Genomic DNA, 19,890 nt, shown 5'->3' on the forward strand with positions numbered 1-19,890 from the left:
GCCCTGCCCATTGTTCACCAGCACGCAGCGTGAAGGCGCCGAGGCCGCCACCGGAACCGGCCGCAGCGCCCGGTCAGTCCGGCCACCCGTTCCGGCGGCGCCAGAACGGGTGATCCGGCCACCGCTGCTCCTCGGCGTAGGACCGGGCGTGATGGTGGTGGTAGGCGTCCGCGACGCCGTCCAGGAACGAGGCGTAGGACGCGAGGGCGCCCGTGTCGCCGGCCAGAGACCGGTCGACGGCCCGGCCGGCGTGGGCTCCGGTGTGCAGGGCCGTGAGGATGCCCTGGGAGGACAGGGGGTCGAAGGCGATCGCGGCGTCCCCGGCGGCGACCCACCCGCGGCCGGCCGGCGGGGACAGCCGCAGTCCGTGGGCGGCCGTCCAGCGCGGCGCGGGGGAGTCGGCCGGGCCGTAGCCCCTCAGGCGCTCCCGTACGTGCCGGGTGCGCGACGCCGCGTACCGGAATCCGTCCGCCGTGCGCAGCCGGGCCGCGGCGAGGTCGGCGTCGGTGAGATGGGCGACCACCCGCCCGGCGGGGACCCTGGCGGTGTACCACCAGCCCTCGGGCACCGCCTCGACGAGGGTACGCAACTCCAGGTCCCCGGCGTGGCCGCCCACCCCGTGCCCGCCGAGCAGCGTGTACGCGGCCACGAGCCGGTCCTGCCGGCGGCGCCGGGCCAGGCGGCGGCCGATGAGGGCGCGGCGGCCGGTCGCGTCCACGACCCAGCCCGAGCACAACTCCCGTACGGCGCCGCCCGGCTCCCGCACCAGCAGGTGCTGCTCCCCGGCCGTGCCGCGGTGGCCGATCACGACGGCCCGCCGGATCAGCGCGCCCGCGGCCACCGCGGCCTCGCGCAGGAAGGCGTCGAACCGGTCGCGGTCGAGGTGCCAGCCGTGGCCGTGCGGGTCGAGCAGATGGCTGTGGCCGTGCAGCCGGGCCGATCCCCAGGACGCGTAGGTGCCCGGGCAGCTCAGGTGCGCGTCGGCGGTGAAGTCGGCCCAGAGCCCCAGGTCGTCGAGGAGTGGCCGGGCCGCGGGCGGCAGGGTCTCCCCGATCGTGAAGGCGGCGGAGGGCGCGCCCGGCAGGCCCCCGTCCACCAGCAGGACGCGTCGGCCGGCCCGGGCCAGGACCAGAGCGGCGACGGCCCCGGCCGGGCCGCCGCCGGCCACGACGGCCTCGAAACGCCCGGCGAGGGGAACCGGGCCGGTCCGGGCGGTCACGGCGTCTCCGGGAAGCGGGCGACCTTCTCGAAGTACCCCGCCAGCACCTCCTCGTCGGGCCGGCCGGCCGCGGCGATGGCGGCGGCCACCGCTTCCTCCCGCACCGCGGGATCGGCGGCCTCGGGCACGTGCAGACACACCAGGTTCCGCAGCGGGGGCGGAGCCTGTTCGGGATGGAAGCTCACCTCGGACTCCACCAGCATCGTTGCGGGGAGACTCACCACGTCGCCCGAGGCGGAGCCGGGGTCGTCACCGGTTCCGGAGCCGTGACCGGTGTCGGCGGCAGGGCCCTCCCGCCGTGCGACGATGCCGAGCTTGCCGAAGTCCTTGACCATGGCGTTCATCTGGGCGATGCGGTCGGAGGGCAGCCATCTGTCCCACACCGCCCTGTCCTCGAAGGCGCTGCGACGGTCCTCGGGGTCGGCGGCGGGGTCGACGGCGGTCCGGTAGTTCTCCTCCGTCAACACGTGGTTGGGCACCCGCGCCGGCCAGAAGGTGGGCAGGTACGGGTCGTAGCGCGGCCCGAAGCCCAGGTAGTACCCGGAGCGGCAGCGGGCGGTGTCGGTCTGCCAGGGCACGGCCATCCAGCGGGTCAGACCGCCCGGCTCCTGGCCGTACACCGGCCCGTCGACGGCGAGCGCCGCCTGCGGGGTGAGCGTGGAGCCGTAACCGGTTTCGGGCCGGGCGGGGTCGCGGTGGCGCACGCGGAAGGGCGCGGAGTACAAGGTGGCGTGACGCATCGGCCAGGTGAGCTCGCAGCCGGGGTGGAAGGCGTCGGCCACGCAGTACGACAGGGCGGCCCGGTCGAGGGCCGCCGGGCGCTGCGCGAGCGGCAGGCCGTCGAGCGCCGTGGGCGCCGTGGCCTGGGGATCGTAGTCGGCGTCGAAGTCCCCGGCGGCCCAGCGGGCCAGCATGTCGTACTGCAACGGGGAGAGAGCCAGGTGCTGCCGCGCGGAGACCGGCCGCACGCTCATCGAGTCGCCGTAGATCGGCGGCCAGGGTACGGGGGAGAGCCCGTCGCGGTCGGGATCGCGCATCATCGCCCAGATCTGCCGGCGCAGTTCGTCGCGCCGGGTGCCGTGGCCGGCCAGCTCCGCCAGCCGCTCGGGAGCCAGGAAGTGCTCACGCCCACCGTGACCGAACAGGGCCGCGATGCCACGGTTGACCCACTGCAGATCGCACAGCCGGCGCAGCACCGGCAGCACGTCGTGGGTGAACGAGACCCGCACCGGAGGCGCCAGCATGCCCGCGGCCACGAAGGTGTCGCGCATCAGGTCGTACATCGTGCGCACGGACTTCAGCTCCGGTGCGAAATTCGGGGGAGCGACCACCACCCAGGCCGGATCGACCGGGATGCTCCTGCCGTCGATGCGGACCTGCGCGGTGACCGGGCCGTCGCAGGTGTCGTCGTGCCAGCCGTCGTTGTTGGCGAAGTGTGTCGCCTGGGCGGCGGGGTACGAGGCGGACACCCCGCGCCCGCCGAGGAAGAGCAGGCGGCCCGCGCCATCGGTGCGCAGCTCGCCCAGGTAGACGGGATTCCCAAGGAACGTGCCCGAGTCGAACGCGTACTCCGGCTTCCCCGCGCGTTCGCGGCCCCGGATCGAGCGGGGCCCGGGGGTGATGGCCAGCCGGTGGCGTTCCCCGCCGGGCACCGTGGTGACGTTGCGCAGCGTGGTCGCCGGTGCCTGTTCCGCCTCGGGGATGTCCAGGGCCAGCTGGAACTGGTACCAGGCGGCCTTCTTGTTGGCCACCTCCACGGTCCACCGCAGGTCGGCGTTGTCCGCCGTCAGCTCGGCCACCGCCTCACCGGCGGCGTTGTAGCCGTACACCCGGAACCGGACGGCCTGCCGCTTGAGCGCGCCCGTCGCGTCCTTGTACGTACCGGTGGCCGGCGGGGGAGCACCGTCGGCCTCCGGGGCGAGGAAGAACTCCTCCGCGCTGTCGCCGACGCGGGCCACCCCGATCGCCGGGTGCACGGCGGCCCGTACGATCCGGGTGTCGCGGCCGTGCGGTTCGGCGGCCGCCGGCCGCGCGGGACCGGGCTCCGCCGCCGGAATGCCGTTGGCATCGCGCCGCCGCGCCGCCGACGCGTGGTAGACGACCTTGCGGGCCTCGGCGATGCTGCCGACGGGCTGGTGCTCGGAGAGACTGTGCCAGGGGTTGAAGGCGAGGTTGTCCCCGTACTGCTCCTGCCCCCGTGCGGTCGTGTCCTGCTGATGCAGGGTCAGCCGCGCCACCTTCACGGGCGCGCTCTCGGCCTCCTCCCAGCGCACGGTGGCCCGGTCCAGCGGCATGCGGTCCGGGTCGGTCCGGAACTGGAGCAGCAGGTCGAAGACGGCCGGGCCGGCGGACAGCCGGTGTCGCAGGTCCCCGCGCAGGAAGGAGGGGTCCTCGTCCGGCGGGGCCGCCAGGGGGTCCCCGTCCGCGCAGCCGGCCGGGACGAGCTTGTACTTCACGTGCCGGTCCGGCCCGAAGGAGTACGGCAGCACGCCCCAGTACGTCGACGTGAGCGTGCTCTCGACGGGCTTGCGCATGTCCGCCAGGATCTGCCGGGTGAGGGGATGCTGCTGCTGGTACGCCGCCTGGTCCAGCTGGAACTCGCACATGTCCCGGGCGGTGTCGACGAAGAAGACGTCGTGGTTCTGGAGTACGAGATCCTGCGTGTCGGCCCGGGTGTCGTCCGCAAGCAGCTTCGGCCCCGGCACGCCGAACAGCTTGATGCCGCACCCGACGGTCCTGCGCAGGTCCGGCCGCTCCGGCTGGGTGTCGCTGGAGATGCGCACCCAGGCGGTCAGGCCGCCCTGTTCCGCCGCGGCCCGGAGGAAACCGATGCGGAACTCGGGCGGCAGATCCGGGGCGACCGTCAGCACGCCGCGGGCCGCTCCGTGGAACTTGACGAAGACCGGGCGAAGGAGGGGATCCTGCCCCTGGGCGACGCGGTCTCCCATCCGCTCGCCGACGAACTCGGCCATGATCCCGGCGATCGGCTCGTTGACGCAGTCGCGCGGGGGTGGCTGCGTGGGGCTGTCGGACACCTCGGGGCTCTCCGCCATGGCTCTGCTCCTGCCGGTCGAAGGCCGGCCGAGGCCGACCGCGTGCTGATGCTCCTGGCGGGAACCAGCCTGCCCCACGAAACGTCAGATATGGGATAACTTGCGCAGTCGGGGCGTCTCGACGCGGCGGCCCCGTGACGCGCATCGGGCAGCGAACGTGCACGGGCCGTACGCCACCACGGCCGGCAGCCCGGCCGGGAGCGGCGCACGCGCGGTGATCCGACCGGACCCTCGACTTCACCTGACCGCCACGCGCGACGGCGTTGTCACATCCGGCGTGTGCGTGCGGTCTCCGCTACGGGACGACAGCCGAAAGGAACACTGATGAAGACTCTGCTCGTATGCACGTCGGTATCCCACGGCAACACCCGTCGCGTGGCGGAAGCCGTGGCCGACGTGCTCGCCGCCCGGGCATTCGCCCGACGGCTCGGGAACGACTGCGCAACCGCGGCCTGACCGTCCGCCGGGGCCCGATGACGCAGGCGTTTTTGTCCGCAGGGCAGAAGCCTTCCCCAGAGCAGCACCGTGCGCGGTAGCCTCCGCAAGAGGGGTGTGCTCCGGAAAAACTTTTCCGAAAGCGAATCTTCGGAGCGCGCCGCACCCGAAATCAACCGGTATGCGCGGACCCGCGGACACCATGGACCTGCCGTCGTCGGCGCACCGCGCACTCCCTGGAGGGACACACGTGAAGGACTCGAAGGACAGGCTGGAAGCACTGCGGGCAGAGATCGAGCGCCGCAATCCCGCACAGCCGGAGTTCCACCAGGCGGTACGGGAGGTCCTTGAGACCCTGGCCCCCGTCTTCACCGCCCGGCCCGAGTACGCCGACCCGGCCATGGCCCTGGTGGAGCGGCTCACCGAGCCCGAGCGGCAGATCGTCTTCCGTGTCCCGTGGCAGGACGACCGGGGCCGGGTCCATGTCAACCGCGGTTACCGCGTCGAATTCAACAGCGCGCTCGGCCCGTACAAGGGGGGTTTGCGCTTCCACCCGTCGGTGGACATCGGTGTGGTGAAGTTCCTCGGCTTCGAGCAGATCTTCAAGAACGCCCTGACCGGCCTCGGGATCGGCGGCGGCAAGGGGGGCAGCGACTTCGACCCGCACGGCCGGTCGGACGCCGAGGTCATGCGGTTCTGCCAGTCCTTCATGACCGAACTGCACCGGCACATCGGAGAGCACACCGACGTGCCCGCCGGGGACATCGGGGTCGGCGGCCGCGAGATCGGCTACCTCTTCGGCCAGTACCGGCGCATCACCAACCGCTGGGAGGCCGGCGTCCTGACCGGCAAGGGGCAGGGCTGGGGAGGCTCCGCGATCCGGCCGCAGGCGACCGGCTACGGCAGTGTGCTGTTCGCCGCCGAGATGCTGAAGGTCCGGGGCGAATCGCTGGACGGACTGACAGCGGTCGTCTCCGGCTCCGGCAACGTCGCGCTGTACACGATCGAGAAGCTCCAGCAGCTCGGCGCGAATCCGCTGACCTGCTCGGACTCCCGCGGCTACGTGGTCGACGACAAGGGCATCGATCTCGCACTGCTCAAGCAGGTCAAGGAGGTCGAGCGCGGGCGCGTGAGCGACTACGCGGCGCGGCGCGGATCCTCGGCGCGGTACGTGCCGGGTGGGCGGGTCTGGGAGGTGCCGGCGGACGTCGCCTTCCCTTCCGCCACGCAGAACGAACTGGATGCCCAGGACGCCCGTACGCTCGTCGCGGGCGGGGTCAAGGCGGTCTCCGAGGGCGCCAACATGCCGACCACTCCCGAGGCCGTACGGATCCTGCAGGAGGCGGGGGTCGCGTTCGGGCCCGGCAAGGCCGCCAACGCGGGCGGCGTCGCGGTCAGCGCCCTTGAGATGAGCCAGAACGCCGGCCGGGTGGCCTGGAGCGCGCAGCGGGTGGAGGACGAGCTCGCCGCCATCATGCGCTCGATCCACGCCGTCGCGCACGAGACCGCGGAGCGGTACGGCGCCCCGGGCGACTACGTCACGGGTGCGAACATCGCCGGCTTCGAGCGGGTCGCGGACGCGATGCTGGCCCAGGGCGTCATCTGATCCGACGATCATTCCACGCTGGGGTGAGCCGGGCGGGCCTGCCGCGCAGTGATGCAGGGCCTGGCCGGCTCACCCGGGAGGATCGTCCGGGGGGCGTCCTGGCCGAGGCTGTCCTCGACGGCTGGCAGGACCAGCCGCAGGCGGCCGGGGTATCCGCGGAGGAGTTCGAGCGCCTGTGGGTCGAGGCCAGGCAGCTTCCCGGTGCTTCAGGCTGCTGGTGTTTGTGTGCGGTGGGGGTCAGTGGAGGGTGAGGGTGTAGGCGAGGAGGGCGAGGGTGAGGGTGGTGAGGATCGTGCGCCAGGTGTTCGCCTTGTTCCAGGGGGTTTCGTAGGCGGTGCGGGTGGTGTGGATGGCGGGGTCGGTGTGGTGTTCGGGGGGTCCGGCCTGCTCCAGGGCGTTGTTGAGCGGGATGTTGATGCGGGCGGTGACGACCATGGCGGCGAGGCAGGTGACGAGCGCGGCGGCGAGCGGGGGGATGGTGTCTCGGGTGTCAGGGTCGGTGGCGTGGAGGATCAGGGTGGTCGTGATCAGGAGGGGTGCGCCGAGGTAGGCGAGTATGAACCACCCGTTGAGGATGGCTTTGTTGATGTTCTGCATGGTTTCCACGGTGGTTCTGTCGGTGCTGCGGGCGAGGCCGGGCATCACGGCGACGGTGAAGGCGTAGAAGAGGCCGCTGATGAGTCCGGCGGCGATGGTCGCGGCGACCAGCGTTACGGTTCGTGCAGTTTCCACGTGGGTTCCTCTCTGGTGTTCCGGTAGGTGCTGTGCCGTGCCGGGTCGTGCCAGGGGTGGTGCCAGTGGTGCCAGTGGTGCGGGGCCGGGAGCCGGCAGGTCGTGCCGTGCCGTGCCGGTGGTCTCCGGGGGCTCTCCCGGGCCTGGCGGGTGGTCTGCGCCGGGCCTGGTGGCTGTTGCTGTGCTGTGTGGCGGCGGGGTTCCGTTGATCATAAGGGTGAAGTGGTCTGTGTGGCCCTGTGGTGCGGCGGGGTCGCGTTTTCCCGTTGTTGTTCCTGGGAGGGCGGTTGGACAGGCGGAACGGGTGCTCCACACCGGGTGGATGACGGTCCCCTCGATGATGGGCAGCGGCCGCCGGGGGCACGCCACGCCGCCCGGCGGGTCAACCTGGGGCGCGGCCGGTCGCGTGTTTGCGCAGTCGCCTTCCCATGGAGTCTGCTCTCAGTGGCCGACCGCCCTTGGGGTCGTGGACCGCAGCGGTGTCGGCCGTCGCATCACGCGGCCGGAGCGGAGCCGACCGGTCCGCGACGCGATCGGCTGCCGAGCCGGTGGTCAGGCGAGCTCGTCACGGATCTCGTTGCGGTGTGCCTCGTAGGCGAGTCGCGCGTCGTCGTTCGGGAGCGCTGGGGTGGTGAGGCCGCAGGCACAGGTCACCACCGTGAGGTCGGACAGAGCGCGCAGGGTGTGCCCCTCGGGACTGGTCCGGGCCGCCACCGCCGGCTTTTCGTATCGGAGTTTGTGCCGGTAGTGGGGTGGGCGGACAGCGGCGGGGGCGATGCCGGCGCTGGTGTCGTCGCGGGTGAAGCGGTGCTCGCTCATGGGTCCAGTGTCGTCTGTCGGACGCGAGTAGCTTGCGCCCGCCTGGCAGAACGCCATGCGAGTATCACCGAGCTGGCCGCAGCTCAGTGGTGATCCTTAGTGGCGCCTTACCAACTGTCACACTCCGCCTGAAACGCCGTCACCGTGGCCGGAGACCGCCTTCAGGCCCTGCGCACCGGCCTGCTCACCGAAGAAGCCGCCGACACGGCGGTACGGACCGAGGCCGGGATCGGGCTTGGCCGCAGGGGAGGAGCCCGGCCGGTGTGCCGCCGCCGGGACGGCCGCCCCGTCGGGCGAGCCGCCCCTGTCCGCCGGGGCGATCACCTCAGCGTGAAGAGCAGGTTGACCGAGTTGTAGTAGTTGGGCAGGTGCACCATCTCCGATCCCGGACGCGGCGGGTCGGCCTTCGGCCAGTTCCGCGGGCCCAGCAGATGGTCGCAGTAGTCGGTGTGCGGAACCTTCGGCACGAACCAGACGCGGAACGCGCCGTGCCGTGCGTCCGGCTCGAACCGCCAGAGTTGCGTTGCGCGGTCCGCGCCGGTCCGGCAGGGGCGAAGGGTGACCGCGACGAGATTCCCGCCGCCAGTGGTTCCGTCGAGGCAGGTGCCGGTCTCCGCGTTGCGGAGCTGGTACGTGTTCTGACGGGCCGGCAGCCGCTGCCATCCCTGGCTGGCCTTGCCGGTGCACTTCTCGAGCTGCAACGGGCCGGCGGAACCGTCGCCGCCAAGGCCGACGCACAGCCCCGAAGCCACGTTGACCAGGGCGGGGCCCGTGCGATCCGTCGAGGGTGACGCGGAAGGCGGCACAGCGGAGGCAGAGGCCGAGGCGGACGCGGAGGCGGAAGGGAGCGGTGTGGCGGGGGCGGTGGCGAAAGCCGCCGGACCGATGGCCACGATCGGTGCGGTTTCCGGGAGCGGGCCTGCCAGGGCCGCGGACGTTCTGGCAGGAGCTGCGGCCTGCCCGGGCCTGTCGCTCCCGGAGTCGGCCGGCAGCAGGACGACCACGGTGGCCGCCGTTCCCGCCAGGGCTGCCGCAGCGGCCCATTTCACGGGGCCGGCCTTGGCTCCGGCGAGCTGCGTCCCGTTCAGTGTGGCCGAGGCGAGCTGCGCGCCGCCTCCACCCAGGGCCGACAGGAAGGAGGCGGGGTTCCACAGCAGGATTCCACCCAGCAGCAGCACGCCCAGACGGCCGTTGACATCGCGCAGGTCGCGCTCGGCGCGCGCACAGTCGTCGCACCCCTGAAGGTGGCGGCCCAGGTCCCGGGTGAGGCGCTTGCCCGGTCGGCGCAGCCTGGCGGCGATCTGCCCACCGTAGTGCTTGCACTCGTCACTCGCGCTCTGGTCCAGGTGAGCGCGCAAGTACGCCTCCCGCAAGCCCTCCCGGGCACGCGAGACCAGCGAGCCGATGCCGCCCGCCGATATCCCGAGGCGTGCTGCGGTCTCGGCCGCCGGCTCGTGTTCGACGACGGAGTGCCACAGCACGGCCTGCCAGCGCTCCGGCAGCGTCCGGTAGGCACGCAGGACCAGCGATCCCTCTTCCGCCGAGAAGACGGCGTCCTCGGTGTCCTGGCCGTCCGAGAGCTGGGCGGCCCATTCCTCGAAATCGTCGGACAGCCGCGTACGGGCGGCGTCCCGCGCCCATGTTGCCGCCAGACGGCGCACGCAGGTCAACAGGTACGGCCGCCAGGCGTACTCCGGTCCGGCACCCCAGGCGATGGCGCGGTAGGTACGGGCGAAGGCCTCGGCGGCGAGGTCCTGGGCGGTGGACAGGTCTCGGCAGCACGTACGGGCGTAGGCGAGCACCGAGGAATGGTGACGGGCGAACACCTCATCCATCACGTCGCTGACCGCCGCGTCCGACTCCGAGACGTGCCCGCGCAACAGGGCACAGAGTTCCCCGTCGCTGAGGCTTCGAAGATGCTGCTGACGGGCGGTACCTGGTGTACTCAACACGTGCTCCCGTGTGGCTTTCTGATGACCCGGGCGTCGGTTCCGGGCACGTTCGTCTTGAGGGTGCGACGCTGCGCCCGATCGGAATTCGCGCAAGTGTGCACCCTTGCAGAGCCGCAAGCAAATGGCAGGCAGGACAGGAGGCGCCGCCGGCGTCGCCGCCCTCCCCGGTGGAACCGTTGCGGAGGAAGGCCCGCTTCCGCTCCCGGCCGTCGGTGTCGAAGTCTCGACGACGTGGTGGCGGTCGACGCGGTCGACGCGGTCGCCCGTCGGCCTGGCCGGCCACCTGCGTGCTGTGCCTGCGCTGCCCGGCCACGGCGCGGCCCCGACCCTGCACGGGGACGGGACCGCGCCGTGGCCGCGCGTCCTGGGCGTCCGTCAGACAAGGGCTGCGATGGCGGCCTTGGTGACGTCGGACGGGCGCCGGCCGGTTCCGGCAGGGAGTGCATCCGCAGGAGGACCCCGACGGGACGCCGACGGCCTGCGCGGCACCGCCTCGTCGTCTGACGAGGAGTCTGCGGGCCTGCGCATGGCGATCGCGTCCCGGGAGTCCGGGCCGCCGTCGGCCCCCTCGGACCCGGGAGCGCGCGTCCGGCGGCGGCCGCTGCGCGGCCGGTGCAGGCCGCCAGCCTTGCCGTTCGCCCTGACCTGGGGAAACGAGCGTGACGCGGACGGACCCGCTGACGTAGGTTCTGCTTGGCCCGCCCTGTCCGGTGCGCCTTTTCGTGTCCTGTACCCGTGGGGGTCTTCAGCATGTCCGCAGCTCCGGTCGGTCCGCCGGCACCAGTCCCGGCCCCGTCCCCGTACGCCGCGGCCGATGTGAAGGGCGTACGGCTGCGCGCGCCCGTGGGCCTGGCCATCGCGCTGGCCGCGCTGTTCGCGCTGGTCATCGGAATCACCGTCTGGGCCGTGTACGCCGACTGGAACACCCGCTCGCTCATGGAAAGACTCCTGGCGGATCCCACCGCGGTCAGCGACGCCGATCTGGCCCGCGGTGAGAGGCTGACCGGCCTGGTCGGCACGATCCAGGGCAACGCCGTGATCGTGACGGGCATCGTCTTCATCGTCTGGTTCCACCGGGTGCGCACGAACGCCGAAGGCTTCGCCCCCGGCGCGGACAAGCTCGCGCGCGGCTGGGCGATCGGCGCCTGGTTCGTACCGCTCGCGAACCTCTGGCTGCCCTACCGGATCGCTGTCACGACCTGGGGGTCGAGCACCCCCTCCGGAGCCGACGGAGGCTACCGCCGGTTCCCGTTGACCCTGGTGAACCTCTGGTGGGGCGCCTTCGTCCTGTCCCGGCTCCTGGGGTGGTTCGGGGGCATGTCCTACAGCCGTGCCCAGAGTCCCGGCGCCGTGCGTGACGCGGCCACGACCATGCTGGTCGGTGACGTCCTCGACGTTGCCGCGGCTGTCCTCGCGGTGCTCTTCGTCCGCAGACTGACGGCCATGCAGCACGCCAGGGCCGCGCAGGGGCCCGTCGTCGCAGCGGTGTAGCGAAGCCAGGACGCTGACGTGGAGGCGCGCGCTGTCCGTGTCCACCCGCCGGACCCGGACCGCGGACGCGAACCGGATCGTGGTGGCAGGGAGAGGCGGGACCGTGAACGAGTTCCACACCCGCGCAGGCGGAGGACATCCATGGTGTCATCGGCGGCGGCAACGTCCTGACGAGCAGCTTTAACAGCCTGGACAGCTCGCACCTGCCCCACGAAGCCGAGGCTTTGCCGAAGCAGCTCACGGAAGCCGTCGCACTGACGGCGAGCAAGCTGCCCGCCGCGGAGGCCGAGCAAGGGAGCAGGGACCTCACCGCCTTCCAGGACGAGGCGCTGTCCGGCACACCGCGCCGGAACGTGCTCCAGGTCTTCGGCGATTCCCTCCGGAAGACGGCCGACTGCGTCGGTGACGCCGGCGCACCGATCGCGAACCTCGTCACCGCCGTGATCGGCTTGATCGTGTAAGTCCCGCCCCGCGCACGGCGTCCGCGGCGCTGCGGACATGCAGGATGGCGCTGCTGGAGGATGGCCAGGTCCGTCATGCTGCCCGCTGCCGGCACCGCCGGACGGTGGAGAACTTAGACGCGGTGCGCAAGCCGCCCCTCTCGCTGTGCACCGTTACGCGCTCATCGACGACCCGACAGACGCAGTACCCTGAGTCTCGCCGGGCCCGCTGGCCCGCCGACCCGCCCACAGGCACCGGCTGCCGCTCCCGTAGCGTCCGTTCCATGATCGCCCTCGATGCCCTCGATGCCCTCGATGCCCTCGATGCCCTCGTCCGCCTCTGCCCGCCGCCCGCAGATCCGCCGCCCGCAGTGGACTGGGCGCAGGCCGAGCGCGCTCTGGGCGCGGCTCTGCCTGCCGACTACAAGCAGCTCGTCGCGACGTACGGCGACGGCCTCTTCGACGAGACGATCTGGCTGCTCGTTCCCGACTCCGCCTACGACGACTGCGACCTCCACGCGCAGACGGCGGAACGGGACGAGGTCCTGACCGGCCTGTGGGAGTTCGAGGCGAAGCCGGCCGGGCTGCTGGAGGCGGGGGCGAGGGTCGTGCCGTGGGCGTTCGAGGAGGGCACGGGGGCGTTCCTGTACTGGCTGGTGCGGCCCGGACAGCATCCCGACGAGTGGACCGTGCTCTACAACGAGGGGCGCGGACCCCTGTGGGAGCCCCATGACATGGGGTGCCTCGCCTTCCTCCTGGCGGTCATCGCAGGAACGGCGGAGACGGAGTACTTCGGCCACCTCTACGAAGAGCTGAAGCCGACAGTGCACCGCTTCGAGACAGCCGATCAGGCCCTCGGATCGTCCGGGCAGTGACGCCGTCGGCCGCTCCGGACGACCTGGCGCCGCTCACGCACCTCACTGAGCGCCGGGACTTGCCGGCCGGCTCGCCCGCGCCGCGTGACGGACTGCTCGACGGCTGAGGCCGGGGGCGGGGCGCTCCCGGTCCGGGTCCCGGGGTCGGGAGCACCCCGTCGGGATCAGGCCACGGGCAGCCGGGTCCCGTTCCCGGGTCGGCGCAGGCGTCGGTGCCGGGGCCGGTGCCGGGGCCGCCGGTCACGGCACCGACCCGCGCCGCCGATTCGGCCGGAATCCTGGCCGAGACCGCGTACGCCTCGTCCTTCAGCCGCAGCCCGTGAACCGCTCCGCGTACGGACCGCTCAGCGACCCAGCCGGGCGGCGAGCCCGTCGAGCACGCAGTCCAGGCCGAACCTGAACTCGACGTCGGGGTCGGGTTCCTCGGCTTCGAGGACGCGGCGGGCGAGCATCGGGTGTTCGCCCGCCGCGAGGACCTCGCTGATGTAGGGGCCGACGCTGCGCTGCCACTCCTCCTCGCTGAGCCCCGTGCGCTGCTCCGCGCGTCGCAGGGCTTGCTGCGCGGCGACCGAACCCAGCACGTACGCGTGCACGGCGCCGAGCGCCTGCGAGGCCAGGGTGATGTCGGGCGTGAGCGCGACGGCGGCGCGCAGCGCGGACTCGGACCGCCGCAACGAGTTGGGGCCGAGCGCGGGCCTGCCCGCCAGTTCACCCGCCAGCCAAGGATGCCGCAGCAGCGTCGCACGCAACGCGTGCGCGACCGTCCCCAGATCGGCACGCCAGTCCTCGGTGGACTCGGGCAGCGGATCCTCGCCCTGTGCCGCGTCGACCATCAAATCCACCAGCTCGTCGCGGTTGGTGATGTAGCGGTAGAGCGAGGCGGTCCCGGAACCGAGATCCCCTGCGACCCGCCGCATCGAAACCGCCGCCAATCCCTCCGCGTCCGCGACGGCCAGTGCGGCGGCCACGTACTGGTCCACCCCAGGCGCACGTCGACGCGGCTCGGGGCGCGGCCGGGTCCACACCGACGAGGGGACGGGTTCGGTCATGGGGGAGGTTCCTTTCCTCGTTGACCCGCATCCTACCTTCTGGCTACGGTGTAGCCATGATGGAGACAATGTATCCAGAAGTCCCGGTACTTGTGGTCGGAGGCGGCAGCGTCGGGCTGCTCACCGCGGCGCTGCTCGCCCACCACGGCGTACCCGCGGTACTCGTCGAGCGCCGGTCCGGACCGTCGGTGCACCCACGTGCCACCGGCATCGGACCGCGCAGCGTCGAGGTCCTGCGCGAACTCGGCCTCGACGCCGCCGTCGACGCCGCCGCGGTCGACCTCCGGGGCGCCGTGGGCAAGGCGGTGGCGCGGACCGTCGTCGAGATGGGCGCGGGCGACGTCGTGACCGTGCCCATGCCGGCCCCGTCCGCCGGCGAACTGGACGTGACGCCGTTCAGACTGCGCGGCGTCTGCGCCCAGGACCGGCTCGACGCCGTCGTGGCAGCAGACCTGGCACGCCGCGGAGCAGACCTGCGGTGGTCGACCCGCCTGGTCGGCATCGCGCAGGACGCCGACGGGGTCGACGTCGAACTGGAGGGCCCCGACGGCCGCTACTCGCTGCGGTGCACACGCGTAGTCGCCGCCGACGGCACCTACAGCACCGTGCGGACCGCGCTCGGGGTGGGCACCTCCGGGCCGGGCGACCTGGGCAAGTCGATGATCAACATCCTGTTCCGCGCCGACCTCCGACCGCACCTGCGAGGAATGTCCTTCGCCACCTGCACGATCACCACGCCGGAGGCGCCCGGCCTGCTGGCCACCGTGGACGGCGAGACGAACTGGGTCTTCCACGTCCCCTGCGACGTCGACGGCGGCGAACGCCCCGAGGACTTCACGCACGAGCGCTGCGCCGCGCTCGTCCGGCTGGCGGTCGGCGATCCCGACCTCGACGTCGAGGTGCGCAGCGTGCTCTCGTGGCGGCCCCGGAGCGCAGCGGCCGAAAGCTTCGCCGTCGGCCGCGTGTTCCTCGTGGGCGACGCCGCGCACACCGTGTCGCCCCTGGGCGCGTTCGGCCTCAACACCGGGATCGCCGACGCGCACAACCTGGCGTGGAAACTGGCCGCCGTCCACCACGGCGAGGCCGGTGCCGGGTTGCTCGACACCTACGCGCACGAACGTGAACCGGTCGCCGCGGCGACGCTGGACCAGGCGATGCGCAGGCTCGCCGACCCGGAGCTGCACTGGGGACGCGGACCCGAGGCCGACGCCGCCAGGGCGGCGGCCGGGGTGTGGGCGGCGCCGGTCGTGCACCTCGGCCAGAGGTACGACTCGGCCGCCGTTGTCGATCCGCAGCCGGAACTCCCCTCCACGGTGGACCTGGTGCTGGACGGGTCGCCGGGTTCACGGGTGCCCCACGCATGGATCGACGGGGTCTCCACACTCGACCTGGTGGCGTCCCGGTGGACCCTGCTGACAGGCGCCGCCGGCGACCGCTGGCTCACCGCCGCGGCGGACGCCGGACTCCCCGCCCATCGCGTCGCGGTCCCGTGGCTCTCCGGCGAAGGGGCGCTGCTCGTCCGTCCGGACGGGATCGTCGCGATGCGCGCCACGGATCCGGTGACGGATCCGGCGCGGTTCTTCACCGAGGTCTTGGACCAGGTGCTGGCCAGGCCGGTCCAGGTGCCGAGCGCCTGAACGGGGGCGCCTGACGGAGGAGCCCTACACAGCCGGAGCTTCGTCGCGCTGATGTGGAAGTTCGAACAGCACGCACGCACTTCGTGAGGCCGGGGAAGTACGGTCGGCCCAGGTCGCGCACGGGGTCCAGCGTGCACTGCTCGGCGATGGCCACCGCGTCGTACGGCTCGCCCGCCGACCTGACCGCCGTTCCGTCTGCTTGCAAGTCCGGCCTTGATCTGGGCCACGGTCCGGTCGGTGGAACCGACGAAGTGATCGATGAGCGACCGGGCGAACCCGAAGGCGCCGATGTCGGTTGCCTGCGAGGTGGTGATGATCAGGTTCCCACCGCTGTCCGCCGCCACTCTGGCGACACATCGGTAGGGAATGTCATGGGTGAACACGGGATTCACCACAGACAAGCACCTTCTCGTCGAGCACGATGCGCGACCGCGCGATCCGCCGGACGAACGCGACCGTGCCCAGGCATACGGCTACGACCGCGAGCGCATCCGAGTCCGGACCCTCCACCGCGATGCCCACTCCGACCCCGGCGGCAAGACGCCGATTCCAGTGGTGGAGAGCGCCGACATGGCTATGAGGGTTCTTGGACCAGGATGTGGTGCGTGCGCGCGGACCTCCCCACATGATCTCGCCCCTTCCGCTGCGCGCCCCCCCGCCTGCCCCGGCCCCGGGGCGGGGGCGCGGTGGTCACGGCCGGCGGTTCAGTGTGGTGGGGGCTCCTGCCGACTGCGCACCCTCCGATTCGAGTGTGAGGTGGTTCGGTTCTGTCATGGTCAGGATGTAGAGGTTGCCCCGGGGGCATTCGAGGACCGCGGTGCGGTCGGTGGGGTGACTGGTCACGGCCTCGAACACCGCGCTGTTTTCGCGGATCTGCTGGAGTCTGAGGGCTTCGGTACATCCGAGGTTCTGTCCGGTGGTTGCCTCTTTGAGGTCGCTGACCTGTCGGCCCACGAGTTCGCCGACGGTTCCGCCGTTGAGTGTGACGGTGACGGAGAATTCGCCGGTGCGCGCCCGGGAGACGCCGTCGGCCTCTGGTGTTCCGGGTCCGACACCGGTCCATGTGCCGGTCCACGCGGCCGACAGCGCGCCTGCCGGGCCGGCCGGCTGTGCGGGCGAGGAGGTGCCGGGGGAGGCGGTCCCACGGCCGCCGTCGCTGTCGCCGTTGCTGTTGTCGCGGTGTCCGGGGAGCCATATGGCGAGTGCGACGGCCGCGGCGGTGACGGCGGCGGCACCCGCGGCCGTGCCGGTGCTCCGTGAGCGCAGGACGGCCCGCCCCGGCCCGCGCCTTGGGGGTGCGGGGGAGTAAGGCGAAGTCGCGGCACCCGCTGGGACCCCCGGCAACGGCGCCGCCGACGGCGGTACGGGCACGGGTGCGGGGGGAGTGCCGACTGCCCCAGGAGTTCCATATGCCCTCGGAGTTGCGGGAGTTGCGGGGGTGCTGGGGGTAGTGGGTCGGGGGTGGGTGAGGAGGTGGTGGAGTTCGGTTTCCCGGCGTCGGGTCTCGGCCGTCAGGGCCTGGGGTGCGGCAGGCCCCCAGCCTTGTTCCGGGCCGCCGTCGGCCAGCCGTGCTGCTATGTCCTCGGCACGGGGGCGTTGTTGCGGGTCCTTGGCCAGGCACTCCGTCACCAGGGCGTGCAGCGGTTGGGGTACACCATCGAGGCGGGGTTCGTCGTGCACGATCCGGTAGAGCAGAGCCGGCAGGTCGAGTTCCTCTCCGTCGGCGAGGAAGGGACTGCGGCCGGTCGCCGCGTACACGAGTACCGCGGCGAGGGAGAACACGTCGGCCTCGGCTCCGGCCACCTCGCCTGTGGCCTGTTCGGGCGACAGGAAGCCGGGGGTGCCGATGACGGTGCCGGTGCGGGTGTGCCGGGGGTCGCGGACCGTGCGGGCGATGCCGAAGTCGATGAGGAAGGGCCGTTCGGCGCCCAGCAGTACGTTCGCCGGTTTGATGTCACGGTGGACCACCCCTGCCGCCCGTACGCCGACCAGTGCCGCCGAGAGCTGCTGCCCCAGACTCCGGACGGCCGGAGCCTCCAGCGGTCCCCGCGTGCGGAGCCAGTCGCCCAGGGACGGCGCGGGCACGTATTCGGTCGCCAGCCACTGTGGTGACGCGCCCGGTGCGCTGAAATCGACCACCGACACCGTCCACGGGCTGCGTACCCGGTCGCTGGTGCGTATCTCGCGGTCGAAGCGGTGGGCGAAGTCCGCGTCCAGGCTCAGCTCACGGTGCACCGTCTTCAGTGCCAGCGCCCGCCCGGACGCCGTCCGGGCCAGGAACACCTCGCCCATGCCCCCCGACCCGAGCCGTGCCAGCAGACGGTACCCGCCGATCTCCCGCGGGTCACCGGGCCGCAAAGACTCCATCAGTTCCCCCTGTCCCCGGGGCCGTTGCCGGCCCGCGCCGCGCGGCCCGGGCGCCGGGCCGCCGTGATGGACCCTAATGGACCTTGGAGGACGGACTCCTGTCCCGGCCCGCCTCCCCGGGGCACGGCCGCACTACCCGGTCCCGGCCGTCGCGGTCCCGTCCCCGTCCCCGTCCGCGCAGACGCTTCGGTCGCCCCCGCCCCCGCGGCCACCTGAGGCTGTGCCGTGCGCGCCTGGGCGTTGGGTGGCGGCGGCTGTCGGGGGCGTGGCGGGACCGCCGGGTGCTGTCGGCCGGGGTGCGGCTGGTGCCTGGTGTCCGGGTGGTGCGGCGGGGGCGGACGTGACGGCCGTCCGGCGGTTTCGGGGGTGGGTGGTTCGGAGCGGGGGCGTCCGGAAGTCTTGTCCGACCCGTGATCCGATTTTCGGACACCCGCCCCTCCGGCCTCTCTAATCTGATCATGTTCAAAACGAGGGGGAGTTCAGAAGTGAAGATCAAACGCATCGCGGCCGTCGCGGCCGCGGCTGTCGTCGGTCCGGTTTTGCTGACCACGCCCGCGATGGCCGGGGAGCAGCAGCAGCCGGCGGTGACCGTGCCGGATGCCGCGCCGAAGGGCGACACGGCGCCGGCCGCCGGGCCGGCGGCGCAGACGCCGCAGACGAAGGCGGAAGGGGAGGAGCCCACCGCCGGTGCTGTGGCCGGGCCGCAGGCCGGGGCGCCCGTGGTGGCGCCGCCGGCGGCCGGGCAGGTGCCGGCCGCCGGAACGCCTGTGGCCCCGGCTGTTCAGGTGCCGGTGAAGGACGCGGCGGGTGCTGCGGCCGAGGATCCGGACGAGGAGCCGCCCACCGGGATGCTCATGGGGCCCGAGGTCAGTGTGCGGGGGATCCCGAAGGGCGGGTTCAAGGCGGACGGCAGTTGGACCCCGCTGACCGTGCAGGTCGACAACACCGGTCATATTGCCGTTGCGAATTACACGCCTGAGATTTCCGTGATGCAGTGGGACGGGAAGATCAAGGCCTCGCAGGTCAGGGTCGAGCAGCGGGTCACGGCCGGGGACGGGTCGGTGTCCTGGCAGTCGGCGAAGCTGGTTCACGGCCCGCAGTTCGGGCCAGGGCTCGTCTACAAGCTGGGCACGACCGCTTCCGTGGCCGTCGACGCCGTCTACGGCATTGATGTGCGGGTCAGTTTCGCCGCGGACACCCCGGTCGTCGCCTTCGACCTCACCTCCCACGGCACGAGCCGTATCGGCGGCAAGATCAGCGCCTCCCCCTCGGCCTGGTACAACACCGGCATCACGGGAGCGATGCCCGACAGCGGCCAGCCGGTCGTGGTCGAAGGCCCCGAGCTCACCATCGGCGGCCTGTCGAACGGCATCGCGGTGGGCGGGGCCTGGCAGGACCTCACCGTTCACGTCGACAACTCCGGCAAGCCGGCCCTGGACGACTTCCACCTGTACTTCAGCCTCGCCCGGCCCGACTGGGTTCCGATGGAAGGAGAGCAGCTGGAGGTCGAGGTCTACGGCAGGAACGGCTGGGAGCGCGCGGAACTCGGCTACAGCGACGGCGCCTACGTCGTCAACCACCTCGCCGGCGGCGCCATCCCCGCGGGCAAGGTCTTCGACGTCAAGCTGCGGATCCGGTTCACCGCCGACACCCCGCTCGGCTACGCGCAGTTCCGCGCCTCCGGCACGGTCCTCGAGATCGGCTCGCACATCCGGAGCGACAGCCGCCCGGTCCTGGTGAAGATCCTGGCCGCCGCCCCGGACACGAACACCGGCAACCGGCCCGGCCCGAACGGGGGCACCGTCACGCCGATCAGCGACACCGGCACCGCCGACGGCACGGGTACTACCACCGAGGCGGGCGGTGAGCTCGCGGCCACCGGAGCCGACGCGGCCACCAGCTGGGCACTCGGGGGCGCGGGTGTCGCGCTGGCCATGGGCGCGGCGCTGGTGGCCGGCACCGGCCGTCGTCGTATGGCGGCCTGAGCCGTCACTCGCAGGATGTGAGGGGCCTTTCGGGGGCTTTGCACCCGAAAGGCCTCTTTGCCGTGCGGGTGCTACGCATGGCGGGTGTGTGGTGCGGATTGCCTGCTGTGTCTGGTCCGCCACCGCCCTGTTCTGGTGGGGGTGGGGGTGGGGGGTTAGGGTGTTTTGTCGGGGTCGCAGGTGGTGCGGCGTAGTCCGATGGTGTGCAGGGCTCGCATGAGTCCTTCCTC

At 72.3% G+C, this 19,890-nt stretch carries 14 protein-coding genes; 7 read left to right on the forward strand and 7 right to left on the reverse strand.

Translation table 11 applies throughout. The features are described 5' to 3' along the window. Positions 1–73: 73 nt before the first annotated feature. Both ACFY0D_RS23740 and ACFY0D_RS23745 read right to left on the reverse strand, forming a co-directional pair. The gene (locus ACFY0D_RS23740) at positions 74–1,219 is read right to left on the reverse strand and encodes a tryptophan 7-halogenase (protein ID WP_390800062.1); all 1,146 of its coding nucleotides are present in this window, start codon (positions 1,217–1,219) and stop codon (positions 74–76) included. Then, positions 1,216–4,272 (reverse strand): LodA/GoxA family CTQ-dependent oxidase, encoded by a 3,057-nt coding sequence (locus ACFY0D_RS23745; RefSeq protein WP_390800063.1) that lies wholly within the window; start codon positions 4,270–4,272, stop codon positions 1,216–1,218. The genes ACFY0D_RS23740 and ACFY0D_RS23745 overlap by 4 nt, the downstream gene beginning before the upstream one ends. A 324-nt stretch (positions 4,273–4,596) precedes the next feature. On the opposite strand from ACFY0D_RS23745, the gene ACFY0D_RS23750 reads away from it, so the two are divergent. Both ACFY0D_RS23750 and gdhA read left to right on the forward strand, forming a co-directional pair. After that, positions 4,597–4,728: a hypothetical protein gene (locus tag ACFY0D_RS23750; RefSeq protein ID WP_390800064.1), complete on the forward strand. Its 132-nt coding sequence runs from the start codon at positions 4,597–4,599 to the stop codon at positions 4,726–4,728. Between the two features lie 181 nt (positions 4,729–4,909). Then, a complete protein-coding gene (gdhA, locus tag ACFY0D_RS23755) occupies positions 4,910–6,313 on the forward strand; it encodes an NADP-specific glutamate dehydrogenase (RefSeq protein ID WP_390800087.1) in 1,404 nt (467 codons plus the stop codon). Positions 6,314–6,550: 237 nt separating this feature from the next. Here the strand turns inward: gdhA and ACFY0D_RS23760 are convergent, their stop codons facing one another. The 3 genes from ACFY0D_RS23760 to ACFY0D_RS23770 all read right to left on the reverse strand — a co-directional run bounded on the left by ACFY0D_RS23760 (position 6,551) and on the right by ACFY0D_RS23770 (position 9,744). Next, positions 6,551–7,045: a DUF1772 domain-containing protein gene (locus ACFY0D_RS23760; protein ID WP_390800065.1), complete on the reverse strand. Its 495-nt coding sequence runs from the start codon at positions 7,043–7,045 to the stop codon at positions 6,551–6,553. 552 nt (positions 7,046–7,597) lie between these two features. Next, positions 7,598–7,864 carry a hypothetical protein gene (locus ACFY0D_RS23765; RefSeq protein WP_390800066.1) on the reverse strand — a complete coding sequence of 89 codons (267 nt, stop codon included), beginning with the start codon at positions 7,862–7,864 and terminating at the stop codon, positions 7,598–7,600. Between the two features lie 320 nt (positions 7,865–8,184). After that, positions 8,185–9,744, reverse strand: coding sequence for a sigma-70 family RNA polymerase sigma factor (locus tag ACFY0D_RS23770; RefSeq protein ID WP_390800067.1), 1,560 nt, complete (start codon positions 9,742–9,744; stop codon positions 8,185–8,187). An 822-nt stretch (positions 9,745–10,566) separates the two neighbouring features. Between ACFY0D_RS23770 and ACFY0D_RS23775 the strand changes: the two genes are divergently transcribed. The 3 genes from ACFY0D_RS23775 (at position 10,567) to ACFY0D_RS23785 (ending at position 12,622) form a co-directional block, all read left to right on the forward strand. Next, a complete protein-coding gene (locus ACFY0D_RS23775; protein WP_390800068.1) occupies positions 10,567–11,307 on the forward strand; it encodes a DUF4328 domain-containing protein in 741 nt (246 codons plus the stop codon). 224 nt (positions 11,308–11,531) lie between these two features. Continuing rightward, on the forward strand, positions 11,532–11,768 hold the full coding sequence (locus tag ACFY0D_RS23780) for a hypothetical protein (protein WP_390800069.1): 237 nt from the start codon (positions 11,532–11,534) through the stop codon (positions 11,766–11,768). 263 nt (positions 11,769–12,031) lie between these two features. Beyond that, on the forward strand, positions 12,032–12,622 hold the full coding sequence (locus tag ACFY0D_RS23785; protein WP_390800070.1) for a hypothetical protein: 591 nt from the start codon (positions 12,032–12,034) through the stop codon (positions 12,620–12,622). Between the two features lie 344 nt (positions 12,623–12,966). Here the strand turns inward: ACFY0D_RS23785 and ACFY0D_RS23790 are convergent, their stop codons facing one another. Then, entirely contained in the window at positions 12,967–13,671 is a 705-nt protein-coding gene (locus ACFY0D_RS23790; protein WP_390800071.1) for a TetR/AcrR family transcriptional regulator C-terminal domain-containing protein, read from the reverse strand. A gap of 56 nt (positions 13,672–13,727) precedes the next feature. On the opposite strand from ACFY0D_RS23790, the gene ACFY0D_RS23795 reads away from it, so the two are divergent. Beyond that, positions 13,728–15,308: an FAD-dependent monooxygenase gene (locus tag ACFY0D_RS23795; RefSeq protein ID WP_390800072.1), complete on the forward strand. Its 1,581-nt coding sequence runs from the start codon at positions 13,728–13,730 to the stop codon at positions 15,306–15,308. A 690-nt stretch (positions 15,309–15,998) separates the two neighbouring features. Here the strand turns inward: ACFY0D_RS23795 and ACFY0D_RS23800 are convergent. Continuing rightward, positions 15,999–17,675 (reverse strand): serine/threonine-protein kinase, encoded by a 1,677-nt coding sequence (locus tag ACFY0D_RS23800; RefSeq protein ID WP_390800073.1) that lies wholly within the window; start codon positions 17,673–17,675, stop codon positions 15,999–16,001. Between the two features lie 485 nt (positions 17,676–18,160). Between ACFY0D_RS23800 and ACFY0D_RS23805 the strand changes: the two genes are divergently transcribed. Continuing rightward, the gene (locus ACFY0D_RS23805; protein ID WP_390800074.1) at positions 18,161–19,660 is read left to right on the forward strand and encodes a hypothetical protein; all 1,500 of its coding nucleotides are present in this window, start codon (positions 18,161–18,163) and stop codon (positions 19,658–19,660) included. The last annotated feature ends 230 nt before the right edge of the window (positions 19,661–19,890 follow it).

Source organism: Streptomyces sp. NPDC001502, assembly GCF_042894785.1.
Taxonomy (GTDB): Bacteria; Actinomycetota; Actinomycetes; order Streptomycetales; family Streptomycetaceae; genus Streptomyces; species Streptomyces kutzneri.

Coding starts and splice junctions, on each gene's coding strand:
- ACFY0D_RS23745 (WP_390800063.1), bottom strand. CDS start 4,272: ATGGCGGAGAGCCCCGAGGTGTCCGACAGCCCCACGCAGCCACCCCCG.
- ACFY0D_RS23750 (WP_390800064.1), top strand. CDS start 4,597: ATGAAGACTCTGCTCGTATGCACGTCGGTATCCCACGGCAACACCCGT.
- gdhA (WP_390800087.1), top strand. CDS start 4,910: ATGGACCTGCCGTCGTCGGCGCACCGCGCACTCCCTGGAGGGACACAC.
- ACFY0D_RS23765 (WP_390800066.1), bottom strand. CDS start 7,864: ATGAGCGAGCACCGCTTCACCCGCGACGACACCAGCGCCGGCATCGCC.
- ACFY0D_RS23775 (WP_390800068.1), top strand. CDS start 10,567: ATGTCCGCAGCTCCGGTCGGTCCGCCGGCACCAGTCCCGGCCCCGTCC.
- ACFY0D_RS23785 (WP_390800070.1), top strand. CDS start 12,032: ATGATCGCCCTCGATGCCCTCGATGCCCTCGATGCCCTCGATGCCCTC.
- ACFY0D_RS23790 (WP_390800071.1), bottom strand. CDS start 13,671: ATGACCGAACCCGTCCCCTCGTCGGTGTGGACCCGGCCGCGCCCCGAG.
- ACFY0D_RS23795 (WP_390800072.1), top strand. CDS start 13,728: ATGATGGAGACAATGTATCCAGAAGTCCCGGTACTTGTGGTCGGAGGC.
- ACFY0D_RS23800 (WP_390800073.1), bottom strand. CDS start 17,675: ATGGAGTCTTTGCGGCCCGGTGACCCGCGGGAGATCGGCGGGTACCGT.